Genomic DNA, 20,576 nt, shown 5'->3' on the forward strand with positions numbered 1-20,576 from the left:
CCTACTCCCGCTGGGGCCGGGCCTTGCTGCCGGTGCGACTGGCGAGCGTGCTCTGCCGCTTCGGCTTCGCCTTCGGTGCGTCGACGTAGGGGTCGCGGAACTCCGGCGCAGGCTCGTCAGCCTCGGGGGCGACGACGGTCTCCTCCGACGCGTCGTACTCGTCGTTGAACGCGTCGTCGTCATCGGCCCTCCGCTCGGCCTCCTCCGGCGGGAGCACCTTCTTCCACCGGCGCATGCGCACCCGCGGCGGTTCGCCCGCGTCCTCGCGCAGGGCACGCATGAGCGCGTAGATCTGGAAGTAGGCGATGACGAAGAACGGCAGCCCGACGAGGATGATCGTCGACTGCAACGCCTCGAGGCCACCCGTCCCGGAGAACACGAGAAGGGTCGCGGTGACGACGGCGATGGCAAGCGCCCAGAAGATCCGCTGCGCCAAGGGGTTGAAGTCCTCGTGCCCGTTGTTCATCGTGTCGACGACGAGCGCCGCCGAGTCGACGGAGGTGACGAAGAAGATGACGACGAGCATGATCGCGATGACCGAGATCGGACCGGCCAGCGGGTAGTTCTCGAGGAACGCGAAGAGCGCGCCGGGAATGTCGCCCTGATTGACGACTCGATCGACGAGACCGCCGCCCTTGTTGAACTCGATGTCGAACGAGGCGTAGCCGAAGACGCCGAACCAGATGATCGAGAACGCCGAGGGGATCGCGAGGACGCCGATGACGAACTGCCGGATCGTCCGTCCGCGCGAGATGCGGGCGATGAAGATGCCGACGAACGGCGACCATGTGATCGTCCACGCCCAATAGAAGACCGTCCAGCTGCTCTGCCACCCGGTGTCGGCGAACGTGTCGTTCCACAGCGCCAGCTGCGGCAGCTGCTGGATGTAGGTGCCGAGGGACTCGAAGATCCCTCGCGCCATGAACAGCGTCGGTCCGACGACGATGATGAAGACGAGGAGCAGCACGGCGACGACGATGTTGATGTTCGAGAGCACCTTGATGCCCTTGTCGAGACCGAGCGAGACCGAGATCGTCGCCAGCCCGCAGACGACGCCGATGATGATGAGCTGCCACAGCGCGTTCTCCGGGATCCCGAAGAGTTGCGCGAGTCCGCCGTTGATCTGCAGGGTGCCCAGTCCGATCGAGACGGCGACGCCGAAGACGGTGCCGATGATCGCGACGACGTCGATCGTCTTCCCGATCGGCCCGTGGATCCTCTCACCGAGGATGGGCTGGAAGATCGAACTCACCCGCGGCGGCAGGTTGCGCTTGTGGATGAAGTACGCGAAGCACAGCGCCGGCAGCGTGAAGATCGTCCATGTGTGCAGGGTGAAGTGGTAGTACGTGAAGTTCATCGCGTCCGCCGCGGCCTCGACCGTGCCCGGTTCGATCCCGGTGCTCGCCCGGGGCGGATCGCCGAGGTGGCTGACCGGTTCCGCGACACCCCAGAACATGAGGATCGACCCGATGCCCGCGGCGAAGAGCATCGCGAACCACGCACCGTTGGAATGCTCGGGCGGTTCGTCGTCGGGTCCCAGCTTCGCCCGTCCGTAACGGGAGGCGGCGATGTAGATGAGGAAGACGAGGAAGACGGTGACGCCGAGGATGTAGAACCATCCGAGGTTGCGCAGCAGCCAGTCGGAGGCGGCGGAGACCCCGGTGTCGAGGGCGTCGGTGAAGAGGATCGTTCCGAGGACGAAGAGAATGATCACAGCGGCTGAGGAGAAGAAGATGACTGGGTTCGTCCTCAGCCTGAGAGCATCGTGCAGACGGTTGAGCATGCGCTGTACCTTCCATTGATGTGTGCTCACCACGCTATCGAAGTTCGCAGATATGACAACAACGCCGATTGCGGCCACGGAATGCCAAGCGCCCACCACGACCGCCGAGAATGCCCAGATCACGGGCTCAGCGCACCCCGCAGCACCCTGAAGGATCGCCGCCCGACTGCAATGATCGCAGGCGGTGTAAGTGCTCCGGGAACACGCACTGCGCGCCGCTCACGTGCCCCGAGATTGATAACGTCAGCGTCTCAATCGAGACGCAATCGGCTCTTTAAGTCATCCGTGATCGGGCCTACTGTGACTACTGACAGCACCGGCTGACACGGCCCGACAGCGCAGCCTCGACGGAGAGGGAGACCGATGACGATCGCACCGATGAGCGTTGTCCCATGATGATCGAGACCCGCCAGCTGCAGTACTTCGCCACCGTCGCCGAGGAACGCCACTTCGGCCGGGCCGCGGAGCGGCTCAACCTCGCCCAGCCCTACCTCTCGCAGCAGATCAGGAAGCTCGAACGCCAGCTCGACACCGCTCTCCTCAACCGGACGACGCGCTCGGTCTCACTGACGGAGGCGGGCAAGCACCTCCTCGACGAGGCCCGCCGCGTCCTCGCCGACCTCGAAGCCCTCGGCACCGAGGTCCGGCTCATCGGCGACGGTCTCCAGGGTCCGCTGCGGCTCGGCTTCACCGGGTCGACGACGTACGGGATCATGCCGCAGGTCGTCCGGCGGACCGCCTCGGCGGCACCGGCACTGCGGCTGACCGTCAGCGGTGAGATGATCACCCCGCGCCTCATCACCCGGCTCCTCGACCACACGATCGACATCGCACTCCTGCGGTCGAACTCGCGGATCCCGGGGCTGACCTACGCTTCGCTCGGCTTTGAATCCTGTGTCCTCGCCGTCCCCTCCGACTCCCCACTGGCCGACCATGAGACCGTCCCCGCCGCCGAGGTGGGAGCGCACGCCCTCGTCGGCTACCCCGAGAACTCGGTCATGGCGGCCGCGACCCAGCGGCACCTCTCAGCGCACTCCGCCCAGCCCGAGTACACGGTGCGCGCCTCGGAGACCTCGACCCTGATGTCGCTCGTCGCCGCCGGACTCGGTGCCGCCGTCATCCCGCGCACCGCCACCGCCCTCGGCCTGCCCGGGGTCCTCTTCCGCGAGCTCAGTGACGCCCCGCGCACCGAGCTCGCCCTGGCCTGGCGCAAGGACGAGGACACCGCCGCCATCGCCCGGATGTCCGACATCATCGCCGAGGTGGTCGCCGACGTCATCGACGACCCGGCCTCCGCCGAGGAGGCGAGCGCCTGATGCGCATCACCGCCGTCGAGACGATCCCCTACCGGATCCCCATGCGCAAACCCCTGCGCTTCGCCAGCGGCGAGGTCGACCACATCGAGCACGTGCTCGTGCGCCTGCGCACCGACGACGGGCTCGTCGGCACCGCCGACATCCCGCCTCGCCCCTACACGTACGGGGAGACGACCGAGTCCGTGACCGCGATCATCGGGGGTGTCTTCACCGAGGCGCTGCTTGGCGCCGATCCCCTCGACCGTGCGCTCATCCACGCCCGCCTCCACCGCACGGTCGGCAATCAGACAGCGAAGGGCGGCATGGACATCGCCCTGTGGGACCTCATCGGCCAGGCCCTCGAGACCCCGGTCCACCGCCTCCTCGGCGGGTTCGCCCCGTCCCTCGAGGTCTCCCATATGCTCGGCTTCTCCCCCGCCGAGGCGGTCGTCGACGAAGCCCTCGCCTGTGTCGAGTCGTACGGGGTACGGGCATTCAAGATCAAGGTCGGCCGCCGTCCGATCTCCCTCGACGTCGAGGTCGCGATCGCCCTGCGCGAGGCCCTCGGACCCGAGGTGCTCCTCTACCTCGACGCGAACCGCGGGTGGACGGCGAGCGAGGCCCGCCGCGTCCTCGAGGCCACCGCCGACCTCGATCTGCGGTTCTTCGAGGAGCCCGATGATGCCGCCGAGGTGCTCGCCCGCAGGTCTCTCGTCTCCGCCTCACCGATACCGATCGTCGCCGACGAATCGGCGTCCACCCTCGGCGAGGCGGCCAGGGAGATCCATACGGGAGGGGCGAGCGCGCTGTCGATCAAGACGGCGCGGACCGGGTTCACGGAGTCGGCGAAGATCCTCGGATTCGCCGAGGCGCTCGGCATCGATGTGCTCATGGGCAATCAGATCGACACGCAGCTGGGCAGTGCGGCGACGGTGACGTTCGGGGCGGCGTTCGAGCACTCCTCGCGGTATCCGGCGGAGCTGTCGAACTTCCTCGACATGGGCGATGACCTCATCGCCGAGCCGCTGACGATCGTCGACGGTCGACTCCCGGCCCCGACGGTGCCTGGCGTCGGGACTGCGGTCGATGAGGACAAGCTCGCCCGCTACCGCCTCGACTGACCGCGCTGGTGCGCCGGCTGGCATCCGAGCCGACGACTGCGACCCTGACCACCGACCGCAACCCCCGACCACCGACCGACGACGATCCGCAATTGGAGGCGATGATGCTCTACCTCGTGAGGATGGATGTGACCCTGCCTGAGGGGCTGAGCCCGGAGGAGAGAGCCGAGCTGCTCGCCCGGGAGAAGGCGTATTCGCAGGACCTGCAGCGCGACGGCAGGTGGAAGGAGATCTGGCGGGTCGTCGGCGAGTATGCGAACTACTCGGTCTTCGACGTCGCCGATCACGACGAACTCCACGGCCTCCTTGCCGGGCTGCCGCTCTTCCCGCACATGCGGATCAGCGTCACGCCGCTGGCCACGCATCCCTCCCACATCTGACCAGGATTCCACCACCCGAACACGCACTCACCACCCGAACTGCCGGCAGAGTCGGCTCGTCACAGAAGAGGAACAGCAATGTCTGAGAACAGTTTCACCGAAGAGGTCACCGCCAGGGCCGCGGATTCCGGGGCGAACGCCTCGGCGCGGTTCCAGGAGCGTCAGGCCAGGGCGGCCGGCGGAGTCGTCGACCATGAGCGGGTCGCTCTGCTCGCCGGGAAGGCGGTCAAGGCGCTCAACGACCTCGTCCTCGAGGAGCAGGTGACCTATGAGGAGTACAACGCGTTCAAGGCGTGGCTGATCAAGGTCGGCGAGGACGGCGAATGGCCGCTGTTCCTCGACGTGTGGCTCGAGCACTCAGTCGAGGAGGTCGCCAACCAGGACCGCGAAGGATCGAAGGGCACGATCGAGGGCCCGTACTACCTCGAGGGCTCACCGGAGCTGCCATGGAACGGAACCATCCCAATGCGCGCGGACGAACCGGGCACACCGTTCGTCTTCAAGGGCCAGGTGACGTCGACCGACGGAGCTCCCCTGCCGGGGGCGAAGCTCGAGCTCTGGCATGCCGACAATCTCGGCTTCTACTCGCAGTTCGCGCCGGGTCTGCCCGAATGGAATCTGCGCGGGACCTTCGTCGCCGACGACGAGGGTCGGTAGGAGATCCACACGATTCGGCCTGCGCCCTACCAGATCCCCACAGAGGGGGCGTGCGGCCAGCTCATCGAGGCGGCCGGATGGCATGCGTGGCGTCCCGCGCACATGCACTTCAAGGTCCATGCGCCGGAGCATCAGCTCATCACCTCGCAGCTCTACTTCCCCGGCGATCCGCACAACGAGGACGACATCGCCTCGGCGGTCAAGCCCGAGCTCATGCTCGATCCCCAGCCGAACCCGGACGAGGAAGGCGAGATCACCGTCTACGACTTCGTCCTCGACCCGGCCCGCTGAGAAGGCCCGTCGCTGAGGAGGCGTCCACGACCGCGGCCGCGGCAGCAGCTCACCGAGCTGCTGCCGCTCAGCCATGTCACCACCTCGGCGATGCACCACCTCGGCGAGTGACCACCCCACGATTCCGACGTCTGATGGGAACTGAACGATGATGGAGAACCTCGACCTGCGGGCGGTGCCGAGCACGTTCATCCAATCGATCGATCGTGCGCTGATCATCCAGAAGATCCTCCGGGACTCCGTGCCGCTGCACCTGCAGGAGATCAGTGCGCGCACGTCCCTGTCGCCGTCGACGTGCCATCGCATCCTGCCGATGCTCGTCTACCGGGACTTCGCGACCCAGCTCGATGACCGTCGGTATACGGTCGGGCCGGCGGTCACGGTGGGCCGCCCCCGTTGTTAGGTCCGGTCTCTGTGTGAGTCGTCGGGTTCCATTTCGTGGGTGCAGTGGCGAGCATAGTCGGCCGGGGTGAGGTAGCCCAGCGCCGAGTGGCGTCGCACGGTGTTGTACTCGACCTTCCAGTCGCCGATGACGACCTGGGCGTGCAGCAGTGAGTAGAAGCTGTTGATGTTCAAGCACTCGTCGCGCAGGCGGGAGTTGAACGACTCGACGTAGCCGTTGAGCCACGGCGAGCCGGGCGGGATGTACGACAAGCCGGTGCGGGTGCCGGCCCAGTCGGCGATCGCCTGGCTGATGAACTCGGGCCCGTTGTCGCTTCTGAGGACCGCGGGCGGTCCGTGCAGCTTAACGAGGTCGTCGAGATGGTCGGTGAGACGGTCGGCGGTGATGGAGCGTTCCACGAGGCCGCCGAGGCAGACCCGGGTGTGCTCGTCCACGATCGACGCGATTTTGATCGGACGCCCGGCCTCGTCGACGTCGAACTGGAAGTCGATGGCCCACACCACGTTCGGGGCGCACGCCTTGGGGGCGTCCGTGGTCGAGGAGCCGATGCGCTTACGGCGACGTCGCTGGGGCACGCGTAGGCCTTCCTCGCGCCATAGCCGCTGGATCTTCTTGTGGTTGACCTGCCAGCCCTCGCCGCGGGCGTCGTGGCACGCGCGCCGGTAGCCCCAGCGGGGGTGCTTCTTCGCGTAACCGCGCAGCCATTCACGCAAGGCGGCGTCGGGGTCGGCGACGGTATCGGCCTTGAGGGTGCGCCGGTAGGCGGACCTGGATAGCCCGGTCAGCCGGCACGCCATCCGCTCGCTCACCCGCATCTTCGCGATGAGGTGAGCGACAGCGGCGCGCCTCCTGCCCGGGCCTAGAAGTTTCCCTCTGCCAGCTCCTTCAGCGCCGCCTTCTCCAGCTCTGCTTCAGCGAGCAGACGCTTGAGGGTGGCGTTCTGCTTCTCGAGCTCCTTGAGGCGCTTGGCGTCGTCGGCCTTGAGCCCGCCGTACTGGTTGCGCCACCGGTAGTACGTCTGTTCCGACACGCCCAGCTCGCGGCACACCGCCGCGACGTCCGCGCCATCGGCCAGCATCCGGTCGGCCTGTCCGAGCTTGCGCACGACCTGCTCAGGCGTGTGCCGCTTCCTCGTGTTCGTCATGATGAGACCAGTCTTCCTGCCCGCAGCAGCGAGCATCAAGACGACTCACACAACGACTGGACCTACATCCCGGGGTCAGCCCACCGTCTCTTCTCGATTCCTCACCGTTGAGGTGTGCGGCAGTATCTCTGCGACGAGTTGGACGTTACGGGGGAAGCGACGGATGGCCACGCGGATCTGCGTCCAATTCCATATCGTGAAAAACCACGGTCACGGCAGTGGTCGTGAATGCAGAAAAGGGGAACCCCACCAGGTCCCCCACCATCCACCCACGCATCAACGAGGGTCAACGAACACAAGTCAACCACGGTCAACGACCGCATTGCCGGTGAATGTAAAAGTGGGGGCACCCCTTCGAAAAGGAGTGCCCCCACCAACAATTATTGCGGCAGTCACTTACTCTCCCACAACCACCAAGTTGCAGTACCATCAGCATGACATGGGCTTAGCTACCGGGATCGGAACGGTTAACCGGGCGTTTCCCCACCACTATCACCACCGCAAAACCATCCAGACAACCACCACACACGAGAGTGTGTGTGGTAGTGGTCCAAGAACCGTACAGCGAACGCGAACACCATCGTGTCATCTCGTCAAAAAATCGTTAATGCTTTTCACGCACACACCAACCCTCTTGGGTTGTGTGAGTGATCGGCGTATTAGTACCAGTCAACTCCACACCTCACAGTGCTTCCATACCCGGCCTATCAACCCAGTGTTCTCCTGGGCACCTCCCCCCCACAAAGGGATGGAAATCTCATCTCGGAGCAGGCTTCCCGCTTAGATGCTTTCAGCGGTTATCCTTCCCGAACGTAGCCAACCAGCCATGCACCTGGCGGTACAACTGGCACACCAGAGGTTCGTCCGTCCCGGTCCTCTCGTACTAAGGACAGCCCTCCACAAATTTCCTACGCACGCAGCGGATAGGGACCGAACTGTCTCACGACGTTCTAAACCCAGCTCGCGTACCGCTTTAATGGGCGAACAGCCCAACCCTTGGGACCGACTCCAGCCCCAGGATGCGACGAGCCGACATCGAGGTGCCAAACCATGCCGTCGATATGGACTCTTGGGCAAGATCAGCCTGTTATCCCCGAGGTACCTTTTATCCGTTGAGCGACCACGCTTCCACAAGCCATGGCCGGGTCACTAGTCCCAGCTTTCGCTCCTGCTCGACACGTCCGTCTCACAGTCAAGCTCCCTTGTGCACTTACACTCGACACCTGATTGCCAACCAGGCTGAGGGAACCTTTGGGCGCCTCCGTTACTCTTTAGGAGGCAACCGCCCCAGTTAAACTACCCATCAGGCACTGTCCCTGAACCCGATCAGGGTCCGAAGTTAAGGAATCCAGAATGGTCAGAGTGGTATTTCACTTGCCGACTCCACCCGATCTGGCGACCAGGCTTCAACATCTCCCACCTATCCTACACAAACCACACCGAAGCCCAATACCAAACTATAGTGAAGGTCTCGGGGTCTTTCCGTCCTGCTGCGCGTAACGAGCATCTTTACTCGTAATGCAATTTCGCCGAGTTCGTGGTTGAGACAGCAGAGAAGTCGTTACGCCATTCGTGCAGGTCGGAACTTACCCGACAAGGAATTTCGCTACCTTAGGATGGTTATAGTTACCACCGCCGTTTACTGGGGCTTAAATTCTCCGCTTCACCCCAAAGGGTTAACGGGTCCTCTTAACCTTCCAGCACCGGGCAGGCGTCAGTCCGTATACATCGACTTACATCTTCGCACGGACCTGTGTTTTTAATAAACAGTCGCTTCTCTCTGGCCTCTGCGACCACCACCAGCTCCCAACCGCAAGGGCTGTTCACCAGGATGGCCCCCCTTCTCCCGAAGTTACGGGGGCATTTTGCCGAGTTCCTTAACCACGATTCTCTCGATCACCTTAGTATTCTCTACCTGACCACCTGTGTCGGTTATAGGGTACGGGCAACACACACCCTCACGTCGATGCTTTTCTCGGCAGCAGAGGATCACCAGATCACCCCACCACTGTGGGGCGCCCATCAGCTCTCACACTTGTGTGGGGACGGATTTGCCTACCCCCACATGCTACGACCTTAGACCACGACTACCATCGCGTGGCCTGGCTACCTTTCTGCGTCACACCTCACGCTTACCGACTCCACACTCAGGTCCTCACCGGTCCACCCAAACCAAGTACCGAAGTACTCAGGGGTGAGCGATGAGTTAGTGTCATGTGTTTTGGTATTGTCGGTTGTGTGTCGGTACCAGAATATCAACTGGTTGTCCATCGACTACGCCTGTCGGCCTCGCCTTAGGTCCCGACTTACCCAGGGCGGATTAGCCTAGCCCTGGAACCCTTGGTCATCCGGTGGACGGGTTTCTCACCCGTCTTTCGCTACTCATGCCTGCATTCTCACTCGTGACGCCTCCACCACTCGTTCACACGGCGACTTCACTGGCGACACGACGCTCCCCTACCCAACACCACACCATTACAGTATCGTGATGCTGCCACAACTTCGGCGGTGTACTTAGCCCCGCTACATTATCGGCGCTCAATCACTTGACCAGTGAGCTATTACGCACTCTTTCAAGGGTGGCTGCTTCTAAGCCAACCTCCTGGTTGTCTTCGCAACTGAACATCCTTTCCCACTCAGCACACGCTTAGGGGCCTTAGTTGATGGTCTGGGCTGTTTCCCTCTCGACAATGAAGCTTATCCCCCACTGTCTCACTGCCACGCTGAACCTTACCGGCATTCGGAGTTTAGTTGACGTCAGTAACCCGGTGGGGCCCATCAGCCATCCAGTAGCTCTACCTCCGGCAAGAACCACGCAACGCTGCACCTAAATGCATTTCGGGGAGAACCAGCTATCACAGAGTTTGATTGGCCTTTCACCCCTAACCACAGGTCATCCCCTCCATTTTCAACTGAAGTGGGTGCGGGCCTCCACAACATCTTACTGCTGCTTCACCCTGCCCATGGCTAGATCACTCCGCTTCGGGTCTAGGACACGCGACTGGACCGCCCTATTCGGACTCGCTTTCGCTACGGCTACCCCACACGGGTTAACCTCGCCACGCACCGCTAACTCGCAGGCTCATTCTTCAAAAGGCACGCCATCACACCAACACGGGTGCTCTGACGGATTGTAAGCACATGGTTTCAGGTACTCTTTCACTCCCCTCCCGGGGTACTTTTCACCATTCCCTCACGGTACTGATCCGCTATCGGTCATCAGGAAGTATTTAGCCTTACCAGGTGGTCCTGGCAGATTCACACGGAATTCCACGAGTTCCGTGCTACTCGGGAGAGTGTGTAACACTGGGGCCACGCGTTTCGTCTACGGGACTCTCACCCACTCCGGTACTGTTTCCCACCAGCTTCGACTACACGTAAGCACTCATCAGCGTCTCGGTCATGCTGAACCGAACACACACACCCCACAACACCATGTACGCAACACCAGCACGCTTGACACGCACACGGTTTAGGCTCATCCAGTTTCGCTCGCCACTACTCCCGGAATCATTCTTATTTTCTCTTCCTACGGGTACTGAGATGTTTCACTTCCCCGCGTTCCCTCCACACACCCTATATATTCAGGTGCGGGTCACCGCACTCGCATGCGGCGGGGTTCCCCCATTCGGACATCCTCGGATCACAGCCCGTTTATCGGCTCCCCGAGGCTTATCGCAGATTTCCACGTCCTTCATCGGCTCCTGATGCCAAGGCATCCACCATGCGCTCTTACACACTCACACCCACCCCTAGAGGTTGGTATCAGTGTGCGCGAAAATATCACACTAAGATTTTTTGACTCAAAGAAAATCACACTACACACCAGCACAAAGGCTGGTGCTTGATGCTCGCGTCCACTATACGATTCTCAAACCACTACCAATCACCACCCCAGCCAGCACCAGCACTGCTGCTGCCTCTGGGTTGGGTCGGTGCCTGGTGAAACCACTTGTGGTTCCAGGACCCAACAGCGTGTCTGTTCTATCCGACCACCCACCCACCGTGCCCGGGGCATTGACCCCAGCCCGGCTGGTTGGGCGAGCGAAGTATGTGATGTTCCACCCTTGAGCAACCCACCCGAACCACACATGGGTTCTGTTGGTGGGCACCATACTGGTGTGCTCCTTAGAAAGGAGGTGATCCAGCCGCACCTTCCGGTACGGCTACCTTGTTACGACTTAGTCCCAATCACCAGTCCCACCTTAGACGGCCCCCTCCTTACGGTTAGGCCACCGGCTTCGGGTGTTACCGACTTTCGTGACTTGACGGGCGGTGTGTACAAGGCCCGGGAACGTATTCACCGCAGCGTTGCTGATCTGCGATTACTAGCGACTCCGACTTCACGTAGTCGAATTGCAGACTACGATCCGAACTGAGACTGGCTTTAAGGGATTCGCTTGCCCTCACGGGTTCGCCTCTCTCTGTACCAGCCATTGTAGCATGCGTGAAGCCCAAGACATAAAGGGCATGATGATTTGACGTCATCCCCACCTTCCTCCGAGTTGACCCCGGCAGTCTCCTATGAGTTCCCACCATCACGTGCTGGCAACATAGAACGAGGGTTGCGCTCGTTGCGGGACTTAACCCAACATCTCACGACACGAGCTGACGACAACCATGCACCACCTGTACACCAGCTTCAAAGAAGAGGACCTGTTTCCAGGACGGTCCGGTGTATGTCAAGCCTTGGTAAGGTTCTTCGCGTTGCATCGAATTAATCCGCATGCTCCGCCGCTTGTGCGGGCCCCCGTCAATTCCTTTGAGTTTTAGCCTTGCGACCGTACTCCCCAGGCGGGGCACTTAATGCGTTAGCTACGGCGCGGAGAACGTGGAATGCCCCCCACACCTAGTGCCCAACGTTTACGGCATGGACTACCAGGGTATCTAATCCTGTTCGCTCCCCATGCTTTCGCTCCTCAGTGTCAGTTACAGCCCAGAGTCCCGCCTTCGCCACCGGTGTTCCTCCTGATATCTGCGCATTTCACCGCTACACCAGGAATTCCAGACTCCCCTACTGCACTCTAGTCAGCCCGTACCCACTGCACGCGCAACGTTAAGCGTTGCGTTTCCACAGCAGACGTGACCAACCACCTACGAGCTCTTTACGCCCAATAATTCCGGACAACGCTCGTACCCTACGTATTACCGCGGCTGCTGGCACGTAGTTAGCCGGTACTTCTTCTGCAGGTACCGTCACTTGCGCTTCTTCCCTGCTGAAAGCGGTTTACAACCCGAAGGCCGTCATCCCGCACGCTGCGTCGCTGCATCAGGGTTTCCCCCATTGTGCAATATTCCCCACTGCTGCCTCCCGTAGGAGTCTGGGCCGTGTCTCAGTCCCAGTGTGGCCGGTCGCCCTCTCAGGCCGGCTACCCGTCGTCGTCTTGGTGAGCCATTACCTCACCAACAAACTGATAGGCCGCGAGCCCATCCCCAACCGAAAAAACTTTCCACCACCAGACATGCGTCCGACGGTCGTATCCGGTATTAGACCCAGTTTCCCGGGCTTATCCCGAAGTCAGGGGCAGGTTACTCACGTGTTACTCACCCGTTCGCCACTCATCCACCCGGTGCAAGCACCAGGCTTCAGCGTTCGACTTGCATGTGTTAAGCACGCAGCCAGCGTTCGTCCTGAGCCAGGATCAAACTCTCCATAAAAAACTTCTTACTTCAGTGATCCCGGCAAGACAGTCACCCATCCACGGGGGTGGACGGTGACCCCACCATGAACCGAAACAGTCCATGGATTTTGGTTGTCTTACCAGAAAAAATTTCTGGCATCACATTGTTCAAACAAACACGCTATTGGATTCTCAAACCACAAACACACACCCACACCACACACGAATATTCGCGTGCTCGCTGGGGGCATCCACAGGATTGCGTCCGCCCGATCCACACACCCGGACTGTCCTGGCCAAACTTGTGTTTGCGCTGGTGACACCCGGTGGAAACACCGCGTTGTTGTGGTGTTCCCGGTGAGGCGAACGAGATATAACTCTAGACCACCAGAACACCCCCACGCAACCCGAAAACCGAAACTTCGGCTGTGACAACCGTCACCGCTGTAGTCAAGCGGGAAATCGGCTCTTCACGAGGGCGCCCCGAGGGCCGGTTGCGGGAGGATCCCCGCACCCGGCCCGCTGACAGGACATCAGTCGTCCGCCTCGGCGCCGGTGGTCGTGTAATAGGCGTAGCCGAGGAGGCTGACGACGATGGCGGCGATGATGCTCGGTCGCGCCAACGCCTCATAGGCGGTGTCGATCCACGCCCCCTGAGCGAAGACGAGACCGACGAGCTGGGTGATGACGATGGTGAAGGCAAGGACGAGGAAGATCGCCATGGCCATGGTGAAGAGCGGGAGCAGGATGGTGTTCAGTGCGTTTCTCATGTCAGCCTCCCAGGGGAACAGGGACGATGCTCAGCGCGATGAGCACGCCGAGGATGAAGATGGGTACGACGTAGTAGATGACCAGGGGGATGAATGTCTTCTCCGGCTGCGCCTCGGTGAGGCCTGAGGCGACGAAGATCGATCCCGAGGCCGGCGGTGAGGCGCCTTCCGTCGAGGCGAAGACGAGGATCGCGACGACGGCGAGCAAAGGGTCGATGCCCGCCGCGACCATCGAGAATAGCGCCACCTGCCCGACCGCGCTCAGGGTCGCTGTCGACGAGAGCGGACCGGCGACGACGACCACGAGGACGCCGATGAGCGTGACCAGCAGCCAGAGAGGCAGATCGAGTGTCTCCAGGAGCGAAGTGACATCGGTGTCGAGGCCCAGTGAGGCCAGCACCTCGGAGGCCATGATCGCGAAGAAGAGGATCGCGCCGATGGTGTAGAAGCGGGGGACGGAACCGGCGAGGAACTCCCACCATTGCCGAGCGCTCTTCGGGAGCTCCTTCCGGGCGACGATCGCGCTGATGGCGATGATGAGGATCGGGATCCACATGATCAGTGAGATGTTGCCCAGCGACTCCCCGATCGTGGCGATCGATGAGAGGAAGTCCGCGAGAGGTTCGACGGTGATGAGGATCGGAATGATCGCGCCGAGGAAGACGAGCACTGACGTCCAGCCGAGGTGCAGCGATGTCCGCAGAGGGACATGGTCGGCTCCCGTCTCCGGCCTGATCCCGTCGCGGTGGACGAACCAGGCGGTCAGCCCGATGCGCAGGAGCACCTGGTACGAGCCCGCGACGAGCAGCGCCAGATACACCTGTGACGTCGTCACCAGGGTTCCGGCGAACCCGATCATGATGATCATCGACGCACTCGGCGGAAGTGCCGCGCCGAGGCCCGCGTTGCCGGCGATGACGGTGGCGGCGCGTTCGCGTTTCCAGCCGGTGCGGACCATCCACGGGCCGGTGATCGACCCGGATGCGGCGGCGTTGCCTGTGTTCGATCCCCCGGCCAGTGCTCCCATGGCCGCCGAGGCGACGGTGTCGACATAGGCCGGCCCGCCGGGCAGACGCCCGAGCAGAGAGGAGAGGATCGTGATGAGCTTGTTCATCACACCGGTCCGTTCGACGAAGTAGGTCATGAACACGAACGCGACCGCGGCGTAGAGCACTTCGTTCTCGGAGGCTTCGACGAAGGCGTCGGCGGCGAACTGTGGGGCGTTGGCACCCGCGAAGAGCAGTGTGACGATGAAGCCGAGCAGCATCGCCTCGGCCATATTCCGTTTGATGACGACATTCCAGATCACGATGACCGCGATGAAGACTGCCAGGGCGATAAGGGCGAGAGGCATCGTTGTCCTCCCCTTTCTGATCGGTGGTGGGTCCTAGGACTGGGTGCTGCTCGCAGCCGTCGCGCGGATCTCCTTCTGACGTCGCTGTTCGTCGGCGATCACCGCTCTGCCCGCTGCGACCGCCTGTTCGGCTGAGGTCGCGGGGACGACGAGGACTCCATCGGCATCGGCGACGATGTAGTCGCCGTGGTGGCAGACCGCTCCGGCGACGGAGATCGTCTCGCGGAGGCGCCCGGGTCCCGATTTGTACGGGCCCGCCGGTGAGACGGCTCTCGCCCACACGGGGAAGCCGAGCTGTGCGATCTCCGCCGCGTCGCGGATGGCGCCGTCGATGACCATTCCTGCGATCCCCCGAATCTGAGCCCGTTCAGCGATCAGTTCTCCGATGAGCGCCCGGTCGGTCTCACCGCCGCCGGCGATGACGAGGATGTCGCCCGGGCGGGTGAGCGGAAGCGCGCGATGGATGGCTTGATTGTCTCCCGGACGTGTGAGGACGGTGAAGGCCCGTCCGGCGATGGGGGCACTGTCCCACATGGGTTTGATGCCCGAGTCGAGGAATCCGAGGCGATCGCCACCGTCGCCGAGGGCGGACGTCGGAAGCGCTGCGAGTTCGGCGGCAAGGTTCGAACCCTGTGCTCGCGCCACCCCGAGATGGACGGAACGGGCAGCCTCGCTCATCGGCCAGGGGTGTGCGTGTTCGGCCAGGAGGTCGATGCTGTCGCCGAGCTCGGCTGCGCGCCGGAGGGCGTGCGTCCGGGTGCCGGTGAGAAGCCGATCGAGCGTGGCCTCCCCATCGGCGAGTTCCCCTGCGATCTGGGCACGCATCCAGTCGACCTCCCCGGACTCCTCTCCTGCCCGCATCGATTCGGTGATGAGGGCGCCGAGACCCTTCATGAAAACGCTGCGGAGCAGCTTCCGCTGGGAGGCGTCACCGATGCGTCCCTGGATGGGTTCGGCGTCGGCTCCGACGATCCGCAGAAGCTCGGCGGCCTCCTCGGAGTGAGCCCCGGAGAGGAGTACGCGGACTCTGGCACCGTAGCGCGGTACGGAGCCGATGACCGCACCGTCGACGACCTTCGCTCGCGGGCCGAGCGCCTCGGCGACCTCCTGTTTGCGTGTGGGCGACGCGGCGTTGAGGTCGAGGAAGAGCGCGCCGTCCTGCAGTGCTTCCGACGCCTCCTCGGCCACCGCGACCGACGGACCTGCCGTCGTCAGACCGAGGACGAGATCAGCGCCGGCCACCGCCTCGGCGATGCTGCCGGCCATCGACACCCCGCTGGGAGGATCGATCGGGCGCGGATCGAACCCGACGACTTCACATCCGGCCTCGACGAAGGCCGCCGAATAGAGCGATCCGGCTTCACCGAGACCGAGTACTGCAACACGCATCTTCGCGCTCCTATCATTCTGTGATAGTTTCTATCATTGTGTAGTAGGTGGTGATCAGTGTGATCCAGCCGCTGCGTCAAGTCAAGGGCTGCAGCGACGATTCGCTCTGCGAAGATGGGTCCGTCGGCGATTTCAGGAGGACATTCGGTGGCAACGACGAACAACCAGGGGCGGACGCTCGATCGAGCCCTCGATGTCCTCGAGTGCGTGACGAGCACCCACGAACCGGTGACCCTGACCGAGATCTCACGCGCAACGGGACTGCATCTCGCGACGACGCAGCGCCTCATCGGCCAGCTGGTCAAGCGCGATTACCTCAAGAGCACCCCGCGCGGCTACACGCTCGGTCCCCAGGTGCTGCCGATGTCGCACTCGTTCGTCCTCCAGGATCGGCTCGCCCTGGTCGCGCCGAGCGTGCTCTCAGCACTGACGGACCACACCTCTCTGACGTCATCGGTGTTCGTCCGGGTGGCGGATCGCCGCGTGCTCGTCTCCCGGTTCGAGGCCCCCAACCCCCTGAGCTACCAGTTCCCGGTCGGGCAGGTGCTCGGCCTCTTCGTCGGCGGCGGAAAGGTCTTGCTGGCACACGCCGAGGAAGAGGATCGGGAGCGCCTGCTCGCCGACTACGAGCCTGTGGCGCTCTCGAGCGGTCGCCTGCAGAACCTCGAGGAGCTGCGGAACGATCTCGAGCAGATCCGCGAGACCGGCTATTTCCTCGCCGAGGCGGAGCGGAGCAAGGACAGCCTGAGCACGACCGTGCCCATCTGGTCACCGGACGACAGCCTGTTGGGCACGATCAATCTCGTCGCGAACACCGGGGACACGACCAGGAAGGAGCTCGAGAGGCACACCTCGACGCTTCTCCAGGCGAGCCGGCGGATCACCGCCCAGATGTGACGTCTTAATCCGACAAGGCGGCATGCGCGGATCGTAGACTGGGTCCATGACCCAGAAGGAACAGCGCGAACGTCTCGGCCAGAACGATCTCGACCTCGAAGACGGTCTCGTCCAGGAGGCGTCTGCAACCGTCACCGAGGGAGCCGCGCGTCTCAATCGGAAGCTGCCCGAACTCATCGTCACTGGTCTCTTCGGTGGAATCGACGTCGGCCTGGGGATCCTGGCGATGATCCTCGTCAAACAGGCCACAGGGTCGGATATCCTCGCCGGCATGGCCTTCGGCATCGGTCTGCTGGCGCTCAAACTCGCTCATTCCGAGCTGTTCACCGAAGAGTTCCTCCTGCCGCTCAATGCCGTCCTCGCAGGAGAGGCGAACTGGCTTCAGCTGGTGCGCCTGTGGGTGATCAGCCTGGCGACGAACCTGGTGGGCGGGGCGGCGTTCGCCTGGCTCATCGTCCTCGGCCTGCCCGACTATCACGCGGTGCTCGTCGACACGGCCCTCGGCTACATCGATCAGCCCTCACTCGCGGTGATGATCGGGCTCTCCCTTCTCGCGGGAGCGACGATCACCCTGGCCACGCGCATGCAGCAGGGGGCGACGAATCAGGTGGTCACCGCGATCGTCTGCATGGTCACCGGACTGCTCGTCATCGGGTTCAGCATGCTCCACGGGGCGATCAACGCGATCATGATCTTCGCGGCTATGTTCGCCGGCGCCGACATCTCAATCCTGCAGTTCCTCCAGTGGTTCGTCATCGTCATCATCTTCAACATGCTCGGCGGACTGCTCGTCATCGCACTCCCGCGGGTCATTCGGACCTATCGGGTGCTCAAAGCGGTGCGTCGGGGTGAGATCTCGCTCGAGGAGCTGCAGGCGCAGGCGTCTCAGGACTGAGGTCCGGTTCGCGTCACCGCTGGTGGTACCTGGGCAGCACGGCGTCGCTGTCGACGATCTGCTTGCCCAGTGGCATGAGCGAGACGGGGATGAGTTTGATGTTCGCCCATCCGAGCGGGATGCCGATGATCGAGACGAACAGCGGGATCGACGTGATGACGTGTCCGATCGCGAGCCAGATGCCGGCGACGACGAGCCAGATGATGTTGCCGATCGTCGCACCGATCCCGGCGGTCCCGGTGTCGACGACCTCACGGCCGAAGGGCCAGAGCGCGTAGTTGCCGATGCGGAACGAGGCGATTCCCCACGGGATGGTGACGATGAGGATGCAGCAGATGATGCCGGCGATGTAGTAGCCGATGGCCAGCCACAGGCCGGAGAAGATCAGCCAGATGAGGTTGAGCAGGGTCTTCACGGTGTGCTCCTCTTTCGTCGTGGAGTTCCATCGTCGTCCACCATGACCCGGGTCGGCAACTGCGGTTGTCTGCATTTCTGCCTGGGGAGATCCCTACGCGGAGGTCTGGTTCCGCCTCACACCTTTGGCCGACGCAGCCCTTTCACCACGAGCTGAGACGCTCAGCTTCCTCACGCCCCGAGGCGAATACGAGTACCAGGGAGGCGATCATGCCTGCCAACAGCACTGCTCCGCCCCACCCGGCATCGGACTCGTCGGGCCCGACGGCGATGAGCGAGAGGAGCACCGGGACGAGTGAGCCCACCAGCCCGAGAACAGCGACGATCCGCGAGAATCTGCGCCGGCCGCCGGTCATCAGCCCCGCGGCGACGATCGGCAGCACGACGAGGACGAGCATCGCCACGATGATCGCCAGTCCGATGAAGCCCACCAGGAAGGCGATGAGAAGCGCCGGGGAGTCCGACGAGCCCGAGTCCTCTCCGAGCAGGACCTCCGCTCCGGAGTTCGACAGCCCGGCGCCCGCGATCGTGGCCACCGAGAACGGCTCATCAGCATCCTCGGCGGTGGTTTCCGTGAACATCGGAAGGAAGGTCCCGAGCACGAGCAGAGCGGCAGCACCGAGGCAGCACAGGGAGATCAGGGCCCGTTCGAGGCGGAGCACCCGGTAGTGAAGGCGGTTGACCTCGGCAGTCAGATCTCGCCCATCCGCGCCCGGAGGACGACCGACGCCGCGCGGCGAGGCATCCCGCTGCACGGCGTCGTCGCTGCTCATCGGCTCATCCGATCCAGGCTCATCGATTCCGGTCTCAGCCGACGATGTCGACCGCTCCGAGGGTCTTCTTGCCGCGGCGCAGGAGGACGACTCCCCCGCCGGCGGTGTCGAGGACGTCGTCGGCGGTGAGCGTCTGATCCTCGCCGGACACCTTGACGTTGTTGACGTAGGCGCCGCCGTCCTTGATCGCCCGGCGGGCTTCGCCCTTGGACTTGACGATGCCCGCGGTGACGAAGGCGTCGGCGACGGGCACGCCTGCACCGAGCGATGCCGCAGGGACCTCGCCGCGCGGCAACTCGGCGGTCGCGGCACCGAGGGTCGCCGGGTCGAGGGACGTCAGCTCACCGCCGCCGAAGAGCGCGGCAGCCGCGGCGATCGCCTGATCGTACTGCTCACGTCCGTGGACGAGGGTGGTGACATCCTCGGCGAGGACCTTCTGCGCCAGTCGGGTGTGCGGGGCAGCTTCGAACTCGGCCCCGATGGCCTCGAGCTCCTCGAGCGGACGGAACGAGAAGACCTTGAGGTACTTCATGACGTCGCGGTCGTCGGCGTTGAGCCAGAACTGGCTGAACGCGTACGGGCTGGTCAGCGAAGCGTCGAGCCAGACGGTGCCCGACTCGGTCTTGCCGAACTTCGTGCCGTCGGCCTTCGTGATGAGCGGGGTCGCCATCGCGTGGACGCTGGTCGCCTCGACGCGGCGGATGAGGTCGACGCCCGAGGTGAGGTTGCCCCACTGGTCGGATCCGCCGGTCTGCAGGGTGCAGCCGTAGCGGCGGTAGAGCTCGAGGTAGTCGTTGCCCTGAAGCACCTGGTAGGAGAACTCGGTGAAGGACAGGCCGGACTCGTTCTTCAGGCGCGCGGACACGGACTCCTTCGCGAGCATCCGGTTGACCGGGAAGTGCTTGCCGATGTCGCGGAGGAAGTCGATCGCCGAGATCTCCGACGTCCAGTCGTAGTTGTTGACGACCTGGGCCGCGTTCGGTCCGGTGAAGTCGAGGAAGCGTTCGACTTGGGCACGGATCTTGCCGACCCATTCCTCGACGATCTCGCGCGGGTTGAGCGTGCGCTCCCCCGACATCCGCGGATCGCCGATGAGTCCGGTGGCCCCGCCGACGAGCGCAAGCGGACTGTGCCCGGCCTGCTGGAGGCGGGAGGCTGTGATGAGCTGGACGAGGTTGCCCATGTGCAGGCTCGGCGCGGTCGGATCGAACCCGACGTAATAGGTCAGCGACTCCTCGTCCAGAGCTGTCTGGAGCGCGGTCTCGTCGGTCGACACCGCCACGAGCCCGCGGGCTTTGAGGTCACTGAATACGTCGGTCACTTCGGTCCTTTCGAAACTGTGTGGACTGCCGGCATCGAACCGGCCCTCCCAATTCTACGGCGTACGTG

Annotated in this window: 14 protein-coding genes, 3 rRNA genes and 1 pseudogene; 7 read left to right on the forward strand and 11 right to left on the reverse strand. The window is 63.3% G+C overall.

Annotated elements, in window-relative coordinates; all coding sequences use genetic code 11:
• Position 1: 1 nt before the first annotated feature.
• Entirely contained in the window at positions 2-1,783 is a 1,782-nt protein-coding gene (locus AC0VYB_RS11670) for a BCCT family transporter (RefSeq protein ID WP_009380042.1), read from the reverse strand.
• A 392-nt stretch (positions 1,784-2,175) separates the two neighbouring features.
• Here AC0VYB_RS11670 and AC0VYB_RS11675 point away from each other — a divergent pair, with 392 nt between their 5' ends.
• The 5 genes and pseudogenes from AC0VYB_RS11675 to AC0VYB_RS11695 all read left to right on the forward strand — a co-directional run bounded on the left by AC0VYB_RS11675 (position 2,176) and on the right by AC0VYB_RS11695 (position 5,930).
• Complete coding sequence (locus tag AC0VYB_RS11675) at positions 2,176-3,099, forward strand: LysR family transcriptional regulator (protein ID WP_009380043.1); 924 nt, start codon at positions 2,176-2,178, stop codon at positions 3,097-3,099.
• Positions 3,099-4,199, forward strand: coding sequence for a mandelate racemase/muconate lactonizing enzyme family protein (locus tag AC0VYB_RS11680; RefSeq protein WP_063250344.1), 1,101 nt, complete (start codon positions 3,099-3,101; stop codon positions 4,197-4,199). Before AC0VYB_RS11675 ends, AC0VYB_RS11680 begins: the two co-directional genes overlap by 1 nt.
• 104 nt (positions 4,200-4,303) lie before the next feature.
• Positions 4,304-4,579 (forward strand): muconolactone Delta-isomerase, encoded by a 276-nt coding sequence (catC, locus tag AC0VYB_RS11685; RefSeq protein ID WP_063250347.1) that lies wholly within the window; start codon positions 4,304-4,306, stop codon positions 4,577-4,579.
• 78 nt (positions 4,580-4,657) lie between these two features.
• Positions 4,658-5,527: pseudogene (catA, locus tag AC0VYB_RS11690) on the forward strand (catechol 1,2-dioxygenase).
• A 148-nt stretch (positions 5,528-5,675) separates the two neighbouring features.
• Positions 5,676-5,930 (forward strand): helix-turn-helix domain-containing protein, encoded by a 255-nt coding sequence (locus AC0VYB_RS11695; RefSeq protein ID WP_475384705.1) that lies wholly within the window; start codon positions 5,676-5,678, stop codon positions 5,928-5,930.
• Here the strand turns inward: AC0VYB_RS11695 and AC0VYB_RS11700 are convergent.
• From AC0VYB_RS11700 to AC0VYB_RS11730, 7 genes are all read right to left on the reverse strand, one after another.
• Positions 5,927-7,074 (reverse strand): IS3 family transposase gene (locus AC0VYB_RS11700; protein ID WP_100227560.1). Its coding sequence is split into 2 segments (ribosomal slippage): positions 5,927-6,804 and positions 6,804-7,074, totalling 1,149 coding nucleotides; the frame shifts between segments, so codons are not numbered across the junction. The genes AC0VYB_RS11695 and AC0VYB_RS11700 overlap by 4 nt on opposite strands.
• A 383-nt stretch (positions 7,075-7,457) precedes the next feature.
• Positions 7,458-7,577: ribosomal RNA gene (gene rrf, locus AC0VYB_RS11705) — 5S ribosomal RNA — on the reverse strand.
• 136 nt (positions 7,578-7,713) lie between these two features.
• A 23S ribosomal RNA gene (locus tag AC0VYB_RS11710) occupies positions 7,714-10,820 on the reverse strand.
• A gap of 386 nt (positions 10,821-11,206) precedes the next feature.
• Positions 11,207-12,732 (reverse strand): 16S ribosomal RNA (locus tag AC0VYB_RS11715).
• The 16S, 23S and 5S rRNA genes sit together here, the layout of an rRNA operon.
• Before the next feature lie 496 nt (positions 12,733-13,228).
• On the reverse strand, positions 13,229-13,465 hold the full coding sequence (locus tag AC0VYB_RS11720) for a hypothetical protein (protein ID WP_009381131.1): 237 nt from the start codon (positions 13,463-13,465) through the stop codon (positions 13,229-13,231).
• A 1-nt stretch (position 13,466) separates the two neighbouring features.
• On the reverse strand, positions 13,467-14,819 hold the full coding sequence (locus AC0VYB_RS11725) for a TRAP transporter large permease subunit (protein ID WP_475384706.1): 1,353 nt from the start codon (positions 14,817-14,819) through the stop codon (positions 13,467-13,469).
• A gap of 33 nt (positions 14,820-14,852) precedes the next feature.
• The gene (locus tag AC0VYB_RS11730) at positions 14,853-16,208 is read right to left on the reverse strand and encodes an RraA family protein (protein WP_119297170.1); all 1,356 of its coding nucleotides are present in this window, start codon (positions 16,206-16,208) and stop codon (positions 14,853-14,855) included.
• A 147-nt stretch (positions 16,209-16,355) separates the two neighbouring features.
• Between AC0VYB_RS11730 and AC0VYB_RS11735 the strand changes: the two genes are divergently transcribed.
• Positions 16,356-17,105, forward strand: coding sequence for an IclR family transcriptional regulator (locus tag AC0VYB_RS11735; protein WP_119297171.1), 750 nt, complete (start codon positions 16,356-16,358; stop codon positions 17,103-17,105).
• Positions 17,106-17,151: 46 nt separating this feature from the next.
• A complete protein-coding gene (locus tag AC0VYB_RS11740) occupies positions 17,152-18,000 on the forward strand; it encodes a formate/nitrite transporter family protein (protein ID WP_119297172.1) in 849 nt (282 codons plus the stop codon).
• Positions 18,001-18,013: 13 nt separating this feature from the next.
• On the opposite strand, the gene AC0VYB_RS11745 is transcribed toward AC0VYB_RS11740, so the two are convergent.
• The 3 genes from AC0VYB_RS11745 to tyrS form a co-directional block, all read right to left on the reverse strand.
• Positions 18,014-18,415, reverse strand: a complete 402-nt coding sequence (locus tag AC0VYB_RS11745; RefSeq protein WP_009381140.1) for a YccF domain-containing protein — start codon at positions 18,413-18,415, stop codon at positions 18,014-18,016.
• A gap of 142 nt (positions 18,416-18,557) precedes the next feature.
• The gene (locus tag AC0VYB_RS11750; protein ID WP_119297173.1) at positions 18,558-19,187 is read right to left on the reverse strand and encodes a hypothetical protein; all 630 of its coding nucleotides are present in this window, start codon (positions 19,185-19,187) and stop codon (positions 18,558-18,560) included.
• Between the two features lie 34 nt (positions 19,188-19,221).
• Complete coding sequence (tyrS, locus tag AC0VYB_RS11755; RefSeq protein ID WP_119297174.1) at positions 19,222-20,508, reverse strand: tyrosine--tRNA ligase; 1,287 nt, start codon at positions 20,506-20,508, stop codon at positions 19,222-19,224.
• Between the last annotated feature and the right edge of the window lie 68 nt (positions 20,509-20,576).

This window comes from Brevibacterium sp. Z349TD_9, assembly GCF_056173565.1.

What these genes read in the sequence shown, in the direction of transcription:
- AC0VYB_RS11695 (WP_475384705.1), top strand. Translation starts at nt 5,676, where the DNA reads ATGATGGAGAACCTCGACCTGCGGGCGGTGCCGAGCACGTTCATCCAA.
- catC (WP_063250347.1), top strand. Translation starts at nt 4,304, where the DNA reads ATGCTCTACCTCGTGAGGATGGATGTGACCCTGCCTGAGGGGCTGAGC.
- AC0VYB_RS11680 (WP_063250344.1), top strand. Translation starts at nt 3,099, where the DNA reads ATGCGCATCACCGCCGTCGAGACGATCCCCTACCGGATCCCCATGCGC.
- AC0VYB_RS11725 (WP_475384706.1), bottom strand. Translation starts at nt 14,819, where the DNA reads ATGCCTCTCGCCCTTATCGCCCTGGCAGTCTTCATCGCGGTCATCGTG.
- AC0VYB_RS11670 (WP_009380042.1), bottom strand. Translation starts at nt 1,783, where the DNA reads ATGCTCAACCGTCTGCACGATGCTCTCAGGCTGAGGACGAACCCAGTC.
- AC0VYB_RS11740 (WP_119297172.1), top strand. Translation starts at nt 17,152, where the DNA reads ATGACCCAGAAGGAACAGCGCGAACGTCTCGGCCAGAACGATCTCGAC.
- AC0VYB_RS11720 (WP_009381131.1), bottom strand. Translation starts at nt 13,465, where the DNA reads ATGAGAAACGCACTGAACACCATCCTGCTCCCGCTCTTCACCATGGCC.
- AC0VYB_RS11730 (WP_119297170.1), bottom strand. Translation starts at nt 16,208, where the DNA reads ATGCGTGTTGCAGTACTCGGTCTCGGTGAAGCCGGATCGCTCTATTCG.
- AC0VYB_RS11750 (WP_119297173.1), bottom strand. Translation starts at nt 19,187, where the DNA reads ATGAGCAGCGACGACGCCGTGCAGCGGGATGCCTCGCCGCGCGGCGTC.
- AC0VYB_RS11675 (WP_009380043.1), top strand. Translation starts at nt 2,176, where the DNA reads ATGATGATCGAGACCCGCCAGCTGCAGTACTTCGCCACCGTCGCCGAG.